The organism is Flavobacterium urumqiense, from assembly GCF_900108015.1.
Lineage (GTDB): Bacteria > Bacteroidota > Bacteroidia > Flavobacteriales > Flavobacteriaceae > Flavobacterium > Flavobacterium urumqiense.
Genome location: NZ_FNVP01000014.1, coordinates 32388 through 49687, shown reverse-complemented (window position 1 = coordinate 49687; position 17300 = coordinate 32388). Strand labels below are relative to the sequence as shown.

The following is a 17300-nucleotide window of genomic DNA, read 5'->3' as shown; positions in this document are numbered from 1 at the left end:
GAGTAATTATATATTTTCTATTTGGGCTCTTAATAGTTGCAGCGCACCGGACATTCTTTTTTCTACGGTTTTTTGAGAAATATCGAGTAACTCTGCTATTTCCCGGTACTTTTTTCCATCTATTCGATTTAATAAAAATACTTCACGCTGTGCCTCACTCAATGATGCAATAGCTTTTGTGAGTTTTTGTTTGAATTCTTCTTCTTCGAATAAATATTCGGGACTTTGATTATTGGTGTCTAGGTTAGGCGCATCTTTGGCGTACCTCAATACCACTTTTTGATGCTTTATGTTATTCAGAAATAAATTATTAATGCTGGTAAACAAATATGTTTTGACTTTACTAAAGTCAATTTTGGAACAATTTTCCCAAATTTTGGTAAAAGCATCTTGCACCAAATCTAATGCAGCTTCATCATCACCACATTTGTAATACGCAAAATTATTTGCAGATTGCACGTGCTTTAAGTAAAAGTCTCTAAAGTGATTTTCTTCGCAAAGTGTACTTTTTTCGGCGCTCATTGAGTATTAATTCATTTTTTTTAGGCTGTAAATGTAAATTATTTTTGCAAAAAGCAATTGCGTAAATTACAATTGCTTTTTTATGAAAAACAGTTTAGAATTTAATTTATTGATTAACAGTATTTTATAAATTCATTTGTAAAATTTTATATTTTTTTTAAAATTTTCGTAGGGTAAAAATAAGCGTAGTTGTCTTACTAACAGAAAGGCGCTAAATACAACGCTTGTAAATATAAAAATACATTAAATTTGAAAATTATGAAAAAATTAAAAACGATTACAGGAATTGCATTGATTGCTATCTTTGGATTTACATCATGTCAAAGTGAAATTGATGACGTACAAGGAGAAAATCCAAATACAAATGCTGCCAATTCTACGACTGCAAACAATTTAAAACGTACTTCTATGTACGATGGCTCATTTGACGATTTCTTGGATGGATCTTCTTGCTCTTCAATTGTATTACCAGCTATTGCAAAAGTCAATGGTGTTCAGGTTTCTATTCTAAGTCAATTAGACTACCAACAAGTTATTTCTATTTTAGGGCAATACAATAATAATCAAGACACTGTTGTTTTGCAATTCCCTTTAAAAGTAAGATTAAGCAACTATACAGAGGTTACCGTTACTAATCAAACCGAATATAATGCTATTCTTAATGCGTGTACATCAGCAGAGGCTTCTGGACAAGATGCTATTTCTTCGGTAAATATTAACTTCCCAATTACAATTTTAACGTATAATGTTAGTTTAGTTCAAACAGGAAGTGTTGTCATCACATCCAAACAACAATTATATACGTATATGTCTAATGTAAGCAGCACGGAATTATTTTCGGTAAACTACCCAATTTCTGCGACAATTGCGGATGGAACCAAAATGACGATATCCAGTGACGCTGAATTGCAAGCCGCTATTACTGCCTCATTAAAAACAGAAGCAACGATGGCAGCAGCAGTGCAAAACGGTAAAAAATTAGAAACAATTTTAGTAAACGGAAAGTTTAGAGTGGAATCATTTTTAACATCAGGAGTCAATACGGCAACGAGCTACAAAGATTACACGTTTGATTTTGCAAATAATTTGTCTGTAACCGCTGTTAGTACATTAAACTCAACAGTAAATGGAACCTATGCTGTAAGTTCACAATTAGAAGTTTTTCTGAAGTTGAATTTTTCAGCTAATGCGACATTCAATTTATTAAACAATAATTGGAAAGTGACTAGTTTCAGTGCTACATCAATTTCATTACAAAGTACTACTAACGCAGCTGTAACAGTAGTTTTAAAACAAATATAAAGCAGGGTTTAATTTGAATGCTATATAATAAATAAAAGTTGCGGTAAATACTGTAGCTGTTATTTATAAATTAACTAATAACATAAAAAGATAATAATGAAAAAAAGAATTGCAGTACTAACGATATGTTTTGGCTTATTGCTATCCTGTTCAAAAGAGGATGATTTAAGTAACGTTTCCGGAACAGGAAGTTCCATTGCTAACAATAAAAAGCCTACCGGTAGTTCGGCAAATGATTTATTATCTGACAATACTTTTAAAAGTACAGTTGTTGAATTGGTTTATGTCGTAGGTTTTGAACCCACAACTGCCGCAATAAACAACTTCGTAGCATTTCTGGAAGCCCGAACCTATAAACCTGGGGGAATATCTGTAATTAAAAGAGCAATTGCCTCGCCAGGAAATGCTCCTTATACAAATGAAGAAATTGCAGCAATTGAGGATGCTAACAGAACAAAATACAATACGGCAAATCAAATAGCGATATGGGCATTCTTTGCTGATGGACAATCAACTAGTGATACAAGTACAAGTGTTATTTTAGGAACCGCGTATAGAAATACTTCATTTGTTATTTATGAAAAAACCGTTCAAGGTTTAAGCGATAGTCCATTTGAGCCCAATAGGACTTTGCTTGAAACTACGGTAATTACACATGAGTTTGGACATATTCTTGGACTGACAAACCTTGGTACTGCTTTGCAAAGTAATCATGAAGATACCGCACATGCTAAGCATTGTAATGTAAATAGTTGCTTAATGTTTTGGTCTTCAGAAACAGGAAATGGTATTGGAAATATGGTTTCAGGTGGATCAGCACCGCAGTTAGACGCGCAATGTATTGCAGATCTGCGTGCCAATGGAGGAAAATAAAATATATATATAGTAATTCAAAAAAAGTAATTTTATGAAAAAGCAGAATTTAATAATCGCCTTCTTTTTTGGAATGGTAGCTTCAATCAGTGCCCAAAATAAAACGGATCACAAATCAAACGCAGGTATAAAAGGCGGGTATAATTTAGCCGCAGTAAATTATGACGGTCAAGGAGAAACAGGACAACGTCATGGATTTCATGTTGGTGTTTATGGTGAGGAATTTATTAGCCCAAATTTTTCAATTCAACCAGAATTAATGTATTCTCAACAAGGATATGAGATCAAAGACGGTAATGCGACATTTACTCAAAAATTAAATTATATCAATTTACCGGTAATGCTTAAGGCATATCCTTCTAAAAATTTCTTTCTGGAAGCTGGCCCACAAATAGGATTGGCTATTTCTCACAAAGAAGAATATGATGGTTTGTTTAGTAGTTCACAAGAATACGATCCAAACAATTTTGATTGGGGAATGAACTTTGGAGGAGGTTTTAAAACTGATTCCGGTGTGAGTTTAGGTGTACGGTATCATTTGGGTTTAGGAGATTTGTATGATAGTGGTTAGGCACATAACAGAGTTTGGCAATTTTCAGTAGGGTTTGATTTATAATCGTAACTAGTTTTAAAATAAAAATCCTTTCAGAGTGCAAACTTTTGAAAGGATTTTGTTTTTAAGCCAAATTTGTTTCCATTTCTGGAGCGAGTTATTGGGGCTTTTTCAGGAATAATGTTCCCGTTTTACGTTACAATCTTTCTAGTCCTGAAACAAGTTCAGGACTAGAAAGGATTTTCACTGCAACCGGGGCTAAATTTGGAAAAATGGTTCCTTTTTTGGAAGTATTAGAAAATTGCATTACCTAATTTCATAACTGATTGTCCAAATAAGTTTCTAATTTTAGAAATAGCAAGAAAACCTATATCTTTGAACTCAAATTAAGAATACAATGACCACCAAAGAAAAGCCAACTCAATTAGAACAATACTTTCAACAGTTTCGCGATAACATTATTGGAATCAATCAAAAATTTGAAACTCCTTACGGGCAGCAACAAATTATTTATACAGATTGGACAGCCAGTGGTCGTTTATATCGCCCTATCGAAGAAAAATTGATCAATGAATTTGGTCCTTTTGTCGCCAATACCCATACAGAAACTACAGTTTCGGGAACAGCAATGACAAAAGCATATCATCAGGCGCGTCATATTATCAAACATCATGTGAATGCGAGTGCTGATGATGTTTTGATTACTGATGGGACAGGAATGACCGGAGTTGTAAATAAATTTCAACGAATCTTAGGTTTAAAAGTACCCGAAAACTTAAAAAATTATATCACTATTCCAGCCGAAAAGAAACCAATTGTTTTTATTTCGCATATGGAACACCATTCGAATCAAACGTCTTGGCTAGAAACTATTGCCGATGTTGAGGTTATTCCTTCTTCAGAAGATGGCTTATTCAGTATAGAAAATCTGCAATTGTTATTGGAAAAATATAAAGAAAGACCTTTTAAAATAGCTTCCATAACATCGTGTTCTAATGTTACGGGAATCAGAACTCCGTATCACGAAGTGGCAAAAATAATGCATCTAAACAATGGACTTTGTTTCGTTGATTTCGCTTGTTCAGGACCTTACGTAAAAATTGATATGCATCCTGAAGATGGGGAAAGTTATTTGGATGCCATTTTCTTTTCACCTCATAAATTCCTCGGCGGACCGGGAACTTGCGGTGTTTTGGTCTTTAATAAAAAATTATACCAAAATTTGGTTCCGGATAATCCTGGTGGCGGAACAGTAAGTTGGACCAATCCTTGGGGAGAGCACAAATACATCGATAATATTGAAGATAGGGAAGATGGTGGTACTCCTGGTTTTCTTCAAGTAATAAAAACGGCATTGGCTATTCAGTTGAAAGAGCAAATGGGAATTGAAAACATCTTAAAAAGAGAGCACGAAATAGTAGATTATATTTTTTCGGAATTAGGAACTGTTTCCAATATTAAAATCCTCGCAGTACAGCACCAGGATCGGTTAGGGGTGATTTCTTTCTTTGTGGAAGACTTGCATTTTAACTTGGGCGTGAAGTTATTGAATGACAAATTTGGAATCCAAACTCGTGGCGGTTGCAGTTGTGCAGGAACCTACGGACACTTTTTATTGCATGTTGACCAAGAAACGTCCCATAAATTAATTGATGAAATTACACTTGGAGATTTAATCAGAAAGCCGGGCTGGATCAGAATGTCTATTCATCCCACTACTACAACTGCTGAAATTGAATTTGTTTGTAATGGAATAAAAGCATTGGCGGAAAACCATAAAACTTGGGCTTTGGATTATAATTATAATGCTGTTACAAATGAGTTTGTACATAAACAAGCAAAACCATTAGAAGATGAGTTGGTAAAAAACTGGTTTTCTTTATAAGAAGTTCAGGTTTTATACAGAAGAAATCACTTATTCAAAAGCATATTGTTTTTGAATTAGTCAGTTTTAATTTTTTAAACTGGAAATTGCAATTGAAAACGCCTTATTATTTCCTGTGTTTCCATCTTTTATGCGTCCAAAAATAATATTCGGGAGCTTCATATATTTGTTTTTCTACTTCTTTTATGAAGTTATGGGTAATCCCAAAGTCCGGAACTGATTTTGGATTGTCACTAAGTGGAATTATGGTAAGTTCATAATACCCTCTTTTAACCTTTTTTACTTTTGCAAAAACAACAGTCAGATCATATTTTTTCGCTAACATTTCAGGACCCGTGTGAACAGGAACTTCTACGCCCATGAAGCTATCCCAATGAAATATCCGGTCTAATTTTGGGGATTGATCGCTGGCTAATCCATATACACAGTGAATACCATTTTTTTGATTATGTGCAATCAATGGAATTGTTTTATATGTTGGAACTAATTCAGTATTGTATTTTGAACGTATATCTCTAACAAGTTTATCAAAATATTTATTTGCTAATTTTTTATAAACACCTACACCTTGAAAAGATAATTTTTGGTTCAATGTAATTAACCATTCCCAACTTGCATAATGAGAGGCTATTAGTATAATACTTTTTCCTTTTTTCTCGTATTCTTTGATAACTGCCAGATTCGTTATTATAAATCTTTTGTTCATTTCTTCCGAGGAAATGGTCATGGTTTTTATCATTTCCATAAACATATCACATAAATGATGATAGGATTTTTTCTCGATAACAAGACGTTCTTTGTCATTAAGATGTGGTAATGCCAAGGCTAAATTTGCTCTAACGGTTTTCTTTCGGTAACCAATGATATAATAGACTATGAAATAGACGATGTCAGACAGCAAATAAAAAATAGGAAAAGGAAGAATAGAAATTATCCACAGGAATGGATAGGCTAATATGAATATAAGAAATTGCATTCAGTATTTTTTCTTGCAAAGATAAGGCAAAAATGAATATCCATATATATTTTGAACACTTACTAGTGAGATCTAAGAGAATCACTACATTTACAATTCACAATAAATACACTTTATGAATGCCATTTTAATAGGAATAATAGTTGCTAATGTACTGATGAGTTATAAAGGTTTTAACGATCTTTCTTTTTTTAGAAAATATGAATTTCATGTAGGCAGTATCCGTGCGGGAGAACAAATTCGAATGTTTTCATCAGGATTTCTTCATGCAGATTTTCCACATTTGATTTTTAATATGTTGACGCTATATTTTTTTGCGCCTGTTGTTATTGAATATTTGGGAGGTTTCTCTTTTGCTTTGATTTACGTAGGAAGTCTAATTTTTGGAAGTTTATTGACCATGCTTATGCATAAAAATGATTATAGCTACAGAGCCGTGGGGGCATCCGGAGCTGTTACCGGTGTTTTATATTCGGCAATTTTATTGCAACCGGATATGATGTTAGGTATATTTTTCGTTATTCCTATACCGGCTTATCTTTTTGGAATTCTTTACCTGATGTATTCCATTTACGGTATGAAAGCTAAGAATGACAATATTGGTCACACTGCTCATTTTGGAGGTGCTATTGGCGGTTATGTGATTACTTTGATAAAAGACCCTCAATTATTCGTAGATCATACCTTAATGGTGATTTTATTGGCCATTCCCATAGTTATTCTTTTTGCGATGGAAAAAATGGGGAAACTATAACTAATGGCACAACTTTTGAAAGAATATTACAACAAAACAATTAAATAATATTGAGATGAAAAAAGCAATACTACTTCTGTCGATTCTATTTCTGACGGCGTCTTACAGTCAAGAAATTAAACAAATTCCTCAAATAACTGTAAATGGAGAAGGGAAAGTAAAGGTTATTCCAGATCAGGCAACTATAGTCGTTACTGTTGAGACCAAAGGGAACAATGCGAAAGATGTTAAAAAAGAGAATGATCAAAAAATGGAAGCGGTTTTAAGGTTTATTAAAAAAATGAACTTGGATCCTGCTGATTATAAAACGCAACGCGTGTCTTTAAATCCGCAATACGATTATGAAAAAAAGAAACATAGTTACAATGCGACTCAAACCCTTGAGATTTTACTAAAAGATTTATCAAAATATGATGAATTAATGGATGGATTAGTAGATGAGGGAATTAATAGAATAGATAATGTAACCTTTCAATCATCAAAGTTGGCTCAGCACCAATCAGAAGCAAGGAAATTAGCGATTGAAGAGGCGAAAATGAAAGCGGAAGACTATGTTTCTGTTTTAGGGCAAAAAATAGGGCGTGCTATGACGATATCTGACAATTCACAGCCTTTTTATCCACAACCTATGTATATGGCCGTGAAATCAATGGAGATGAGTGATACTAAAGCTCCACGAGAAACGCTTGCGGTAGGCGAAATCAATATTACTGCTAATGTCACTGTAAGTTTTATTTTGGAATAAAAAAATAAGCTAATAATTAGAAAAGTCCCATCGCATTTAAAAAATGAGATGGGACTTTTTTTTGAGATTATATTATATTAAAATGTGAGCTTATTAAATTCAGATTTATTTTTACAAAAAAAAAACGTTTCAATTGCTTGAAACGTTTTTGTGGGGAGAGCAGGATTCGAACCTGCGAAGTTTACACAGCAGATTTACAGTCTGCCCTCGTTGGCCGCTTGAGTATCTCCCCAAGACTCAACAAGCATTGCTTATTGTGCTAACCGGGTGCAAATATAAAAACTGTTTCGAAGTTTCCAAACTAAATTTGCACTTAATTTTAGTATTATTTTTAAAGCATTGGTATTGAATAAAATAAAAAAATCTCCACTGGGGAGATTTTTTATTTTATGATGTTAATTGGGCTTATTTAGCTAAAAGCTCCATAATTTTTGCTCTTAATTCTTCACCTCTTAAATCTTTTGCTACTACATTTCCTGATGCATCAAGAATAAAAGTGGCAGGAATAGATTCTACATTATATTGTTTGGCTATTGGCTCGTCCCAAAATTTTAAATTTGAAACATGATTCCATGTCAATTTATCTTTTGCAATAGCTTCTTTCCAAGCTTTCTCATCTTTATCTAAAGACACACCAACAATATTAAGACCTTTTGAATGTAGGTCTTTATAAATTGCAACAACATTTGGATTTTCTGCTCTACAGGGACCACACCAAGAAGCCCAAAAATCAACTATTGTAACTTTTCCTAAACATTCTTTCAGAGAAATTACTTTCCCCTCTGGATTAGGACCGGAAAAATCTGCTCTTCATTTAGCTTCCGTTGCTGGAGCTGGAGGAGTAGTTCCCACAGAAGGTGATTTCATTTCAGCAAGTTTTGTTTTTACTGCTTTACCTGGTTTAGTGTTTTTTATCGATTCATCTAAGCCAATGTACATTTTTTCTGATTTTTTAGCATCAGCAGTTGGATCATTCAACATTCCTTGAATAATTAAAACAGAAATAAAAGATTTTGGATGCGTTTCTGCATAAGCTACATATTTATCTTTTGAAGCTTTTCCAACTTCTTGTTGAATTTTAGCAAAATCTTTCATCAATCCATTGATTACAACAGTATCTTTAGCTTGCTGAGCAGCGTTCATCGCTTGCATGTTTTTCGTTTGGAAATCCATTAATTTCTTTTGAACTTGAGTGATTTCTTTATTGAAAGTTACATACTCGTCATTATTATATGTTCCTGAAACTTTTGATTTTTGAAGGGTGTCTTTATTTACAATTATGGTAATATCTCCATTTTCTAAAATAAAAGGAATTTTTTCTTGTACACCTTCAATTTGCAGTGTATGGAAAGATGGTTCTAAAGCTTTTCCTTTAATTTCAAATTTACCGTTTTCAATTTTTACAGTATCAATAGCAATCATTCCCATACCATTTTCATTCTGGGTTTCCATGATTACTGTTTTTCCATTTTCAAATCCTGCTGCAGTACCAGTTATAGTATATTTATCTTTAGTACAAGAAGTCAATATCACAACAGCCGAAAGTAATAAAATTATTTTTTTCATTATTTATTAGTTAATTAAGTTAAGTAAGCAAAAGTATTTAAAAAAATAAATTATCTACAACTTTAGCACTTAAATTTTTGTTATAGTTTTTTATTCTTAATAAGAAATTTGGACCATTAAAAACGAAATAATAAAAATCGCTTCTTTAAATTTAATTGGAGATTATTTTTTAATGGGACTTTCTAAACAAGGATTGTATTTATATATTTGATTTTTAGCAACTTTTACGGTTGTAGATTAAAAGTACTATAATTGATTAACTGCTATGTGAAAATTTTGACCAATTGCAAAACACAAATTATATTAAATATTTTTTTTTATTGCAGCATGTTTAATTTCACATTTATCAATACTATAATTGGCATGTTCTAATTCGTTACTGGTTATCTTAATGTCTAAATTGATTTCTCTCAACTTTTTGTTAAGATCAGCAGAGATAGGATTTGATTTAAGATCTAATTCTATTTGATATTTTTGCTTTTCCAGAAAATCAAGCGTTTCCTTTGCTTTTTTATATTGGGATCTGAATAAAATACAAGGATCGGTCATGATTTTTATTTGTTTTTTTAGGGTGACTAAAGTATTAAAAACAAGTTGATTAATCAATATTAATTTTTATTTTTTTTTGTAGCAAATTGAATTATCATTTATTATGTTGGTTAAAATAAAAAAGCACCCATTTAAAGGGTGCTTGGTCTATTTGTTTTAAAAAAAAATTAATCTTGGTTAATTGTTTTTCTCCAAGTAAATGAATTAAGAATATGTCTTTTGGCAAATCTTCCTGGAGAATCTGCGTTGACCATTTTCACGTAAGTTGCTTTTGGTACACTGATATACTCGTAAACACTACCGTTTGAAAAATTAATAATCAATCTACCTTCAACAAACTTATAATCTGAAATGGTTGCAGTTGCAATAGTTTCAGTATATTCTGGTAGATTTTGTTTAAGTGTTTCAGGATTGATACTTACCAAGAAATGATAAGCTTCAATAATCTTTTTACTATTTTCTTCAGCAGCTTTTAATCCAGCTTCATCTCCCGAAAATTTGTCAGGATGTGCTTCTTTCATCGCATTACGATAAATCGTTTTCAAATCTTTAAGCTCAGCAGTTTTGTCTACATTTAGTAGTTTGCGGTATTCAACTATTTTTTTCATAAATATGGTAACTACTTGTCTTTTAATATAAAATCAATATAATTTGGTTTCAAAATCGACAAATTTTTTGCAAAGGTACACTTTTTTTTAACTTTTTAGTTTATGACCAAAAAAATTTCAAAAAAAAAGGAATTATTCCCAACGATTTTTGTTTGAAAAATAACTTTGAAAGATTTTTATTGCTGTGGCTTGTTATTTGCTTTATCAAAGTTTTTTGACTTTTTTTGATATTTATTATAACTAATATCACTTGGGTTTTCGATTATGGATTTTATTGTAATCCAATCTCCAACAGTATGTTTAGCTTGAACCATTTTGTAATCTAAAAGATATTCACCACAAAAAAAGTTGTTGTTTTCATCTTTTTCAATTATTCCGGTATATACCCCTTTTTGTAACATCCTTTCTTCTGAAGCTTTGGTCATGATCTATTTTATTTAATGAAATTCTAATTTGCAAAGCTAATCAAATATTAGTTGCCTTGTTCTATTTTGGACTTTCTGATTACCTTTGTTTTATGGAAAAAATATTTCGTCCCAATCCAAATTCATTCAAAAACACCTTTTGTGTGTTTCAGGAAGTGCCATTGAGTAGTCTGAAAGGATTAGTAGTTCAATACCAAAGTAAATCTGGAAGCAGTTATTATTATTCTAAATCAGGGATGTATCGATTGTCAAATCATTGGGGCCGGTTGGCTAATAGCAAATGGCGTTTAGAACCTTTGGTATTAGAATTAGATTGTTTTGAAAGTAAAATTAAATTGGGTTTTGCGCCTTGGGAGAATTTTTATCTGGATAATGCGCTGGATGAATTGTATTATTTAGAAGCAAATTACCTAAAAAACACGGTCAACTACCAGCATAAAAATAATCCGAATTATGATAGTAAGGCAATACTTCGAACAAGTTTTGAAACAACAAAAAAAATTAAACAAATAAGGAATCTCTTTACTTTGACTTCTTGGGCAAAATATTTTGAATATGATAATTTGGATGTTTTAAGAAAAAAAATAATTGATCAATTAATTTTCACTAATAAAACCTTAGAGGAAATTAAAAGAGAAATAGTTTAATTTTAATATTCAACCTTTTTCCAGTGAAGATTTTTTATCATCCGATTTAAATTTAAAATGTAACTTTGATTACTTTAATCGTTGGAAGCAATTAATATTAAGTCATTAATATTGACAGGTTTTGATAAGTATCCTAAGATGTCTGGATACGTTTTTGCTTTATTTTTATCTTCCGCTGCTATGGAAGAACTAACGACATAAACAATGATTTGTTTTGTGATTGAAGGCTTTAAAAGAGTCATTCCTTCCATAAACTCCCATCCATCCATAATTGGCATATTAATATCCAATAAGATTATATCTGGTAGTGTTTCATTATCATTGAATGAATTAGTCACTGCATCTAATGCTTCTTTACCATTTTTAAAAGAAGATATTGAAGAGAACATTTCAGATTTCTCAATAATTTTATTAACTATAATTTGGTAAATAATATCATCGTCTATTACCCATATTGTTTTTTTTCTCATTGAATATATATTTTAAATGTTGTTCCAATATTAGGTTCACTTTCTACGGTTATATTTCCTCCCATTGCGTCAATTTGATTTTTTGTAATAAAAAGTCCAATTCCTTTTGCGTCAGAATTGTTAGAGAATGTTTTGTACATTCCAAAGATTTTATCTGCATTTTTTACAAGATCTATTCCAACACCGTTATCTGAAATTTGAAGTATAGTTAAATCATTTTCTATAATCCATTTTATTGAAATAGCTGGTTTTCGTTCCGGATGTCTGTAACGGATAGAATTAGAAATTATGTTATATAATATGCTTTCCAGATAAGCCGGATTATAGTTTACCATCACAATTTTTGGAATTTCAGTGGTAATTGAAACATCATTCAATGTTATTTGTTCCGCTAAAACATTTTGTGCATTATCTATATATTGTTTTAGATTTAATGATTCTGACACTAAACCAATATTCGTTCTAATATTAATGACTTCGTTCAGATGAAGCATGGTTTCATTCAAGGAATTAGAAATAGATTTTAATAATTGGATCATCTCATTTCTTTCTTGTTCTGATTCCGAAATTTCAATCAGATCCATAATTGACGAAATATTGCTGGTATGCGATCTTAAATTATGCGAAACAATATAAGAGAAATTTAGTAATCTTTTATTTTGTTCCGTGACTAAATTGAAGGAATCATTTAACTCTTTTTCTGCTTCTTTGGTTTTGGTAATATCAATCATAATACCGCATAAACTCTCGGCCTTGCCATTTTCTAGTACAACATTCACAATATCCCTCAACCAGATAACAGAACCATTTTTTGCAATCATTCTATATTCAAAATCGTGATTTAGATTTCGGCTTGTTTGTAAGGCACAACTTTCGATTATCCAGTTTCTATCTTCAGGATGTATGTGGTCTGTCCAAAAATTTGGATTTTCAAGCCATTCTTCGGTGGTATATCCTAATATTTTTTCTGTTTTTTGACTTATAAAATTAAAAGCAAAGGTTTTAGCGTCACATTCCCAAACAATTCCGTCAATAGTATTAATTAAAGATTCGATTCTTTGTTGTGATTTAAGAATTACGTTTTGGGATAATTTTCGGTCCGTAATGTCTTCAGTGGATACGATAATTCTTTCGAGTGATTTTTCATACCCCTCTATTACATTCCATCTTAAATTCACGTCTCGATGTTGTCCTGCTTTATTTTTTATGATCGTATCAAAAATAAAATTATTTTCGCCCTGAGTTATTGCTAAGAGATGTTGGCTAAAACAGCATGAAGAATCTTCATTGAATAAAGTTGACTTGTTAAACAAAAGTTCTTCTTTAGTCTTAACCATATGTAATTTTAGGCAAGCTTTGTTTACGCTAATTAATTTAATAAGAGAATGCGCTTTGATAACACTTTTCGGGTTTTTTTGAAAGTAGTTTTTTACTGTATCTATATCTTGACACATTAAATTAAGTTCTTCAAGATATTTTTTAACATCTGAAAAATCTTCTTCTCTTAACGGTAACGGGGAATCATCAAACAAACTTTTAAAACGTGTTTCGTTTTTTTTAATTAATTCTTCTGCTTCTTTTTTTGATGAAATGTCTTCAATAATTGCAATATGAGTTGTGGGTTGCTCGTTAATATTCCAAAGTGGAGAAACAGTAAGTTTTGTCCAGATAACAGCATTTTTTTTTGTGATATACCGTTTTTCCATTGAATACTCCCTTATTTTTCCGGACTTTAATTTCTCCAGATTCATTGAGTCCTCTTCTAGATCATCAGGATGGGTTACAGATTGAAAATTTCTCTTTTTCATTTCCTGTTCAGAATTTCCTAACAAGTTACAGTATTGCTTATTTATTTCTAAAAAATTACCTGAACAAGAATCAATATAAGCAATTCCAACAGCGGCCTGATCAAAAATTGATTTGTATTTTATTTCACTATTCAAAAGTTTTGTTGCCTGAATATGAACTAAAAGCTGTAATTCTTTTGGCATTTTTAAAAGAGAATTTATGACGAAACCAAAAGCTGCAGCAAAAATAAAACCAAAAAGTGCTGGAATTAAAATTTGGTAGTACAGATAATTTTGGTGTTTAGAAATCAGATATAATTTCCAGTCTCCATCTGGAATAGTTACTGAAATATTATATTTTTTAGAAAAATCACTTTTATTAGGTAAGTAAAAAACTTCTTTTAAGGTAACCGGATTTTTTTTTGATAACTGAAAATAATATTTGGAGTTATCCACACTATTAATTCCCGAAGATTTTAACAAGTTTTCTAATTTAATAATGACAGCCGAAAATCCCCAAAACTTTTTATCTAGAAAAACAGGGAATCTTCCAACAATTCCTGTACCTCCTTGTTTTAATTTTAAAGGACCTGCAAAATACATTTTTTGACTCACAATTGATTTTAGAGCTTCTTTTTTGAGATAGGAGTCAGCAAACAGATTTAAATTCATTGCCGCCTCATTCCCTTTCAACGGATAAATATACTTGATCACTCCTTTTGGCACTAATTCTACCGCAAAAATACTACTATTAGAATCCATCAGTTCCTTGCCTACATATTCGAAGTTTTGAGGAATACCATTGTCATTAATGGTTAATGCTAATGTCAATGTAGTGGTGTAGGAGTTTTTGAGTAATTGCTCGATATTCTGATCGACAATTTGTAACGTATTACTCATTTCTCTACGTTCATCTTCTTTTATAATTCGATATTGCTGATAAACAGTAAAGCCAATAATAAAACTTAAACAAATGAATACAAATACACCTGCAGTTTTTGGCCTAGTTAAAAACCAAGAGATAAATTTGGGCCATTTTTTTTTTAATACCATCTTTTCAATTTGAAAGGCTTTCAGTAGCTGCTTTATATTAGGTGATAAATGTAAAAAAAAAAGTTTAATAACCACTAGAGATTAGCTATAGTGACTAACTTTATTTTTTATTGTTTTATTTGTTTTTGTATTTATTTGTTATTAAATGATTTTCAATATTTTAACTTTTTTTACTCTTATTTTTTAATTTTTGAAAAAATAAAATTAAATAGTTTTAAATTAGAGAGTTAACCGATGGGTGTAATTATTAAGAGTTTTAGGTCGAGTGTTTTTTGTGTAATAAAATGGAACAAAAAATGTATTGAGAACCGTTTTTCTGTTATCGATACAATTTTCTGTCGAAAATCATTTGAACTGACGAAAAACTATCATTAAAAACTAATCATACCGAACGGTTAAATTTAATTATGTATTACACACTAATAATCAGTACGATAAGCTAATCAGGATAAAAAAAATCTGAATTTCAATAATAAACCCGAACTTTGCGTAAGTTTTTGAATCAAATTATTGATTTTCATAAGTAAAATAAAAAGTAATGAGTAGAAATAATGAAGGGAATATAAAGAAACACAACGATAAGTTGCATAAAGCACAAGACAAGGCAAAACAGGCTGAGAGAGATCGTAAAGAAAAATTAAAACAAATTGTAAAAAAGTTCAACGAAAACAATATACCTGAGAATAACTAAAATATAATTAAATGCAAAAAGATAAATTTGATGCGATAAAAAATAATGTTCAGGAAATAATTGATTTTATTGCTAAAAAAAATGCACGGGAAGCTAATAATAAATTAGTTGTAGTGAGTGAAGAATTAGACGAATTGCTTGATTTCTCCGATGACGATGACGACCTAATGGAAATAAGTAGGTATCAGGTATTGTTAAATCAATTACATCAAAAAATAATTGGACTTAACGGACAAGTAGCCGGTTCAATCTGAAAAGTTTATCAAAAAAATGATTGAAAAAAAATGTTATTGTGGTTCTAAAAAAAGCTTTCAGGAATGTTGTGAACCTTTTATAAATGGAACTCAAAAAGTGCCAACAGCTTTAGCTTTGATGCAATCGCGTTATTCCGCTTATGCCACACTTCAGGCTGATTATATATTGGCTACAACACATATTTCGGAGAGAAATTGTCATTCAAAATCCGAAATTCTACATTGGGCAACCAGTAATCAATGGCTTAAATTAGAAATTATAAATGCAACTGAGAATATGGTGGAATTTAAAGCTTATTTCCTGGATAGCAAACTTCAAAAACAAATTCATCACGAACTTTCGACTTTCAAACTCGAAAATGGAAGTTGGTTTTATGTCGATGGACAATTTTTTACTTAATTACTCTTTTATAAAAACGTATTTATATTGTGTTGATGTTTTTAACTAAAAATTAATAAACGTTTGTCTAGACTACATTTTAAAATGATGTAATTTTAAAGTCTATGAAAAATAACAATAAGAAAGGATTTTATTTTAAGCAATACGAAGCCCCATTTCAGACTCCGTTTGATAAACTCTTTGGGATTTTTAAAGAATTGATCACGCACACTTCAGGAGATTTTGATGAAGCAATTGATTGGTTGCGAGAATTGGACAAAGAATATAAACTTACCGATGAACACTACACCATTGATGATTTTATAGAAGATTTAAAGAAAAAAGGCTACATCCGCGATGAACTCAAAGAAGATGGAACTTCTGGAATTGGAATTACTGCAAAAACCGAGCGCGCCATTAGACAACAAGCCTTAGATAATATTTTTGGAAATCTAAAACGTTCGGGTAGTGGCAATCACAAAACAAAGCATTCCGGTAATGGGGACGAACATACTGGAGAATTTCGAGAGTTTCATTTTGGAGATGGACTGGAAAGAATTTCTTTAACAGAAAGTTTGCGTAATGCCCAAATTAATAATGGAGTTGCAGATTTTATGTTGACCGAAAATGATTTGGTTGTCGAAGAAACCCAATTCAAATCCCAAATGAGTACGGTTTTGATGATTGATATCAGTCACAGTATGATATTGTATGGTGAAGACCGAATCACTCCAGCCAAGAAAGTGGCGATGGCTCTTGCCGAGTTGATTACAACACGTTATCCAAAAGATACTTTGGATATTTTGGTTTTTGGAAATGATGCCTGGACGATTGCTATTCGGGATTTACCATATTTAAAAGTTGGACCTTTTCACACCAATACGGTTGCCGGTTTGCAATTGGCCATGGATATTCTCCGCAGGAAACGAAATACCAACAAACAAATTTTCATGATAACAGATGGAAAACCAAGTTGCGTTCGCGAAAAAGATGGTTCCTATTATATGAACAGTAATGGACTAGACGAATATATTGTTGATAAATGCTACAATCAGGCACAACAAGCCCGAAAATTGCACATTCCAATAACTACCTTTATGATTGCCAATGATCCGTATTTACAGCAATTTGTAAATCGGTTTACCGAAGCCAATCAAGGAAAAGCATTTTATACCGGATTAAAAGGACTTGGGGAAATGATTTTTGAGGATTATGAAACGAATCGTAAGAAGAGAATAAAATAGTAGTCAGTTCGAGCACA

The 17300-nt window shown here is 31.5% G+C and carries 19 protein-coding genes, 1 tRNA gene and 1 pseudogene; 11 read left to right on the top strand and 10 right to left on the bottom strand.

The window, feature by feature from the left end:
• Positions 1-6 precede the first annotated feature (6 nt).
• Positions 7-522, bottom strand: coding sequence for an RNA polymerase sigma factor (locus C4S35_RS13995; RefSeq protein WP_104000777.1), 516 nt, complete (start codon positions 520-522; stop codon positions 7-9).
• A gap of 258 nt (positions 523-780) precedes the next feature.
• Here C4S35_RS13995 and C4S35_RS13990 point away from each other — a divergent pair, with 258 nt between their 5' ends.
• The 4 genes from C4S35_RS13990 to C4S35_RS13975 all read left to right on the top strand — a co-directional run bounded on the left by C4S35_RS13990 (position 781) and on the right by C4S35_RS13975 (position 5135).
• Positions 781-1824, top strand: a complete 1044-nt coding sequence (locus C4S35_RS13990; RefSeq protein WP_104000776.1) for a hypothetical protein — start codon at positions 781-783, stop codon at positions 1822-1824.
• A gap of 96 nt (positions 1825-1920) precedes the next feature.
• Positions 1921-2697 (top strand): membrane metalloprotease, encoded by a 777-nt coding sequence (locus C4S35_RS13985; protein WP_104000775.1) that lies wholly within the window; start codon positions 1921-1923, stop codon positions 2695-2697.
• 34 nt (positions 2698-2731) lie between these two features.
• On the top strand, positions 2732-3268 hold the full coding sequence (locus C4S35_RS13980) for a porin family protein (RefSeq protein ID WP_104000774.1): 537 nt from the start codon (positions 2732-2734) through the stop codon (positions 3266-3268).
• Positions 3269-3647: 379 nt separating this feature from the next.
• Entirely contained in the window at positions 3648-5135 is a 1488-nt protein-coding gene (locus C4S35_RS13975; protein ID WP_104000773.1) for an aminotransferase class V-fold PLP-dependent enzyme, read from the top strand.
• Positions 5136-5241: 106 nt separating this feature from the next.
• On the opposite strand, the gene C4S35_RS13970 is transcribed toward C4S35_RS13975, so the two are convergent.
• Complete coding sequence (locus C4S35_RS13970; protein WP_104000772.1) at positions 5242-6111, bottom strand: lysophospholipid acyltransferase family protein; 870 nt, start codon at positions 6109-6111, stop codon at positions 5242-5244.
• Between the two features lie 115 nt (positions 6112-6226).
• On the opposite strand from C4S35_RS13970, the gene C4S35_RS13965 reads away from it, so the two are divergent.
• Positions 6227-6865, top strand: coding sequence for a rhomboid family intramembrane serine protease (locus C4S35_RS13965; RefSeq protein WP_104000771.1), 639 nt, complete (start codon positions 6227-6229; stop codon positions 6863-6865).
• 55 nt (positions 6866-6920) lie between these two features.
• Positions 6921-7610, top strand: coding sequence for an SIMPL domain-containing protein (locus C4S35_RS13960; RefSeq protein WP_104000770.1), 690 nt, complete (start codon positions 6921-6923; stop codon positions 7608-7610).
• A gap of 151 nt (positions 7611-7761) precedes the next feature.
• Here C4S35_RS13960 and C4S35_RS13955 read toward each other — a convergent pair.
• The 6 genes and pseudogenes from C4S35_RS13955 to C4S35_RS13930 form a co-directional block, all read right to left on the bottom strand.
• A tRNA-Tyr gene (locus C4S35_RS13955) sits at positions 7762-7842 on the bottom strand.
• A gap of 173 nt (positions 7843-8015) precedes the next feature.
• Positions 8016-8402: pseudogene (locus C4S35_RS13950) on the bottom strand (TlpA family protein disulfide reductase); the annotation flags it as partial.
• A gap of 18 nt (positions 8403-8420) precedes the next feature.
• Positions 8421-9176 (bottom strand): DUF4369 domain-containing protein, encoded by a 756-nt coding sequence (locus C4S35_RS13945; RefSeq protein WP_104000768.1) that lies wholly within the window; start codon positions 9174-9176, stop codon positions 8421-8423.
• Between the two features lie 303 nt (positions 9177-9479).
• Positions 9480-9725 carry a hypothetical protein gene (locus tag C4S35_RS13940; RefSeq protein ID WP_146059557.1) on the bottom strand — a complete coding sequence of 82 codons (246 nt, stop codon included), beginning with the start codon at positions 9723-9725 and terminating at the stop codon, positions 9480-9482.
• A gap of 167 nt (positions 9726-9892) precedes the next feature.
• The gene (locus C4S35_RS13935) at positions 9893-10333 is read right to left on the bottom strand and encodes a KTSC domain-containing protein (protein ID WP_104000766.1); all 441 of its coding nucleotides are present in this window, start codon (positions 10331-10333) and stop codon (positions 9893-9895) included.
• A gap of 176 nt (positions 10334-10509) precedes the next feature.
• Positions 10510-10758: a hypothetical protein gene (locus tag C4S35_RS13930; protein ID WP_104000765.1), complete on the bottom strand. Its 249-nt coding sequence runs from the start codon at positions 10756-10758 to the stop codon at positions 10510-10512.
• A 92-nt stretch (positions 10759-10850) separates the two neighbouring features.
• Here C4S35_RS13930 and C4S35_RS13925 point away from each other — a divergent pair, with 92 nt between their 5' ends.
• A complete protein-coding gene (locus C4S35_RS13925; RefSeq protein WP_104000764.1) occupies positions 10851-11405 on the top strand; it encodes a hypothetical protein in 555 nt (184 codons plus the stop codon).
• A 74-nt stretch (positions 11406-11479) separates the two neighbouring features.
• On the opposite strand, the gene C4S35_RS13920 is transcribed toward C4S35_RS13925, so the two are convergent.
• Together C4S35_RS13920 and C4S35_RS13915 are read right to left on the bottom strand one after the other, a co-directional pair.
• Complete coding sequence (locus tag C4S35_RS13920; RefSeq protein WP_104000763.1) at positions 11480-11875, bottom strand: response regulator; 396 nt, start codon at positions 11873-11875, stop codon at positions 11480-11482.
• Complete coding sequence (locus C4S35_RS13915) at positions 11872-14715, bottom strand: PAS domain S-box protein (RefSeq protein WP_104000762.1); 2844 nt, start codon at positions 14713-14715, stop codon at positions 11872-11874. The genes C4S35_RS13920 and C4S35_RS13915 overlap by 4 nt, the downstream gene beginning before the upstream one ends.
• 538 nt (positions 14716-15253) lie before the next feature.
• Here C4S35_RS13915 and C4S35_RS13910 point away from each other — a divergent pair.
• From C4S35_RS13910 to C4S35_RS13895, 4 genes are all read left to right on the top strand, one after another.
• On the top strand, positions 15254-15406 hold the full coding sequence (locus tag C4S35_RS13910; RefSeq protein WP_104000761.1) for a hypothetical protein: 153 nt from the start codon (positions 15254-15256) through the stop codon (positions 15404-15406).
• 11 nt (positions 15407-15417) lie between these two features.
• Positions 15418-15660, top strand: a complete 243-nt coding sequence (locus tag C4S35_RS13905; protein ID WP_104000760.1) for a hypothetical protein — start codon at positions 15418-15420, stop codon at positions 15658-15660.
• Positions 15661-15676: 16 nt separating this feature from the next.
• Positions 15677-16060: a YchJ family protein gene (locus tag C4S35_RS13900; protein ID WP_104000759.1), complete on the top strand. Its 384-nt coding sequence runs from the start codon at positions 15677-15679 to the stop codon at positions 16058-16060.
• 104 nt (positions 16061-16164) lie between these two features.
• The gene (locus C4S35_RS13895) at positions 16165-17283 is read left to right on the top strand and encodes a vWA domain-containing protein (RefSeq protein ID WP_104000758.1); all 1119 of its coding nucleotides are present in this window, start codon (positions 16165-16167) and stop codon (positions 17281-17283) included.
• Positions 17284-17300 lie beyond the last annotated feature (17 nt).

What these genes read in the sequence shown, in the direction of transcription:
- C4S35_RS13920 (WP_104000763.1), bottom strand. Translation starts at nt 11,875, where the DNA reads ATGAGAAAAAAAACAATATGGGTAATAGACGATGATATTATTTACCAA.
- C4S35_RS13960 (WP_104000770.1), top strand. Translation starts at nt 6,921, where the DNA reads ATGAAAAAAGCAATACTACTTCTGTCGATTCTATTTCTGACGGCGTCT.
- C4S35_RS13965 (WP_104000771.1), top strand. Translation starts at nt 6,227, where the DNA reads ATGAATGCCATTTTAATAGGAATAATAGTTGCTAATGTACTGATGAGT.
- C4S35_RS13930 (WP_104000765.1), bottom strand. Translation starts at nt 10,758, where the DNA reads ATGACCAAAGCTTCAGAAGAAAGGATGTTACAAAAAGGGGTATATACC.
- C4S35_RS13905 (WP_104000760.1), top strand. Translation starts at nt 15,418, where the DNA reads ATGCAAAAAGATAAATTTGATGCGATAAAAAATAATGTTCAGGAAATA.
- C4S35_RS13935 (WP_104000766.1), bottom strand. Translation starts at nt 10,333, where the DNA reads ATGAAAAAAATAGTTGAATACCGCAAACTACTAAATGTAGACAAAACT.
- C4S35_RS13975 (WP_104000773.1), top strand. Translation starts at nt 3,648, where the DNA reads ATGACCACCAAAGAAAAGCCAACTCAATTAGAACAATACTTTCAACAG.
- C4S35_RS13900 (WP_104000759.1), top strand. Translation starts at nt 15,677, where the DNA reads ATGATTGAAAAAAAATGTTATTGTGGTTCTAAAAAAAGCTTTCAGGAA.
- C4S35_RS13985 (WP_104000775.1), top strand. Translation starts at nt 1,921, where the DNA reads ATGAAAAAAAGAATTGCAGTACTAACGATATGTTTTGGCTTATTGCTA.
- C4S35_RS13970 (WP_104000772.1), bottom strand. Translation starts at nt 6,111, where the DNA reads ATGCAATTTCTTATATTCATATTAGCCTATCCATTCCTGTGGATAATT.
- C4S35_RS13895 (WP_104000758.1), top strand. Translation starts at nt 16,165, where the DNA reads ATGAAAAATAACAATAAGAAAGGATTTTATTTTAAGCAATACGAAGCC.
- C4S35_RS13990 (WP_104000776.1), top strand. Translation starts at nt 781, where the DNA reads ATGAAAAAATTAAAAACGATTACAGGAATTGCATTGATTGCTATCTTT.
- C4S35_RS13940 (WP_146059557.1), bottom strand. Translation starts at nt 9,725, where the DNA reads ATGACCGATCCTTGTATTTTATTCAGATCCCAATATAAAAAAGCAAAG.
- C4S35_RS13945 (WP_104000768.1), bottom strand. Translation starts at nt 9,176, where the DNA reads ATGAAAAAAATAATTTTATTACTTTCGGCTGTTGTGATATTGACTTCT.
- C4S35_RS13995 (WP_104000777.1), bottom strand. Translation starts at nt 522, where the DNA reads ATGAGCGCCGAAAAAAGTACACTTTGCGAAGAAAATCACTTTAGAGAC.
- C4S35_RS13980 (WP_104000774.1), top strand. Translation starts at nt 2,732, where the DNA reads ATGAAAAAGCAGAATTTAATAATCGCCTTCTTTTTTGGAATGGTAGCT.
- C4S35_RS13925 (WP_104000764.1), top strand. Translation starts at nt 10,851, where the DNA reads ATGGAAAAAATATTTCGTCCCAATCCAAATTCATTCAAAAACACCTTT.
- C4S35_RS13915 (WP_104000762.1), bottom strand. Translation starts at nt 14,715, where the DNA reads ATGGTATTAAAAAAAAAATGGCCCAAATTTATCTCTTGGTTTTTAACT.
- C4S35_RS13910 (WP_104000761.1), top strand. Translation starts at nt 15,254, where the DNA reads ATGAGTAGAAATAATGAAGGGAATATAAAGAAACACAACGATAAGTTG.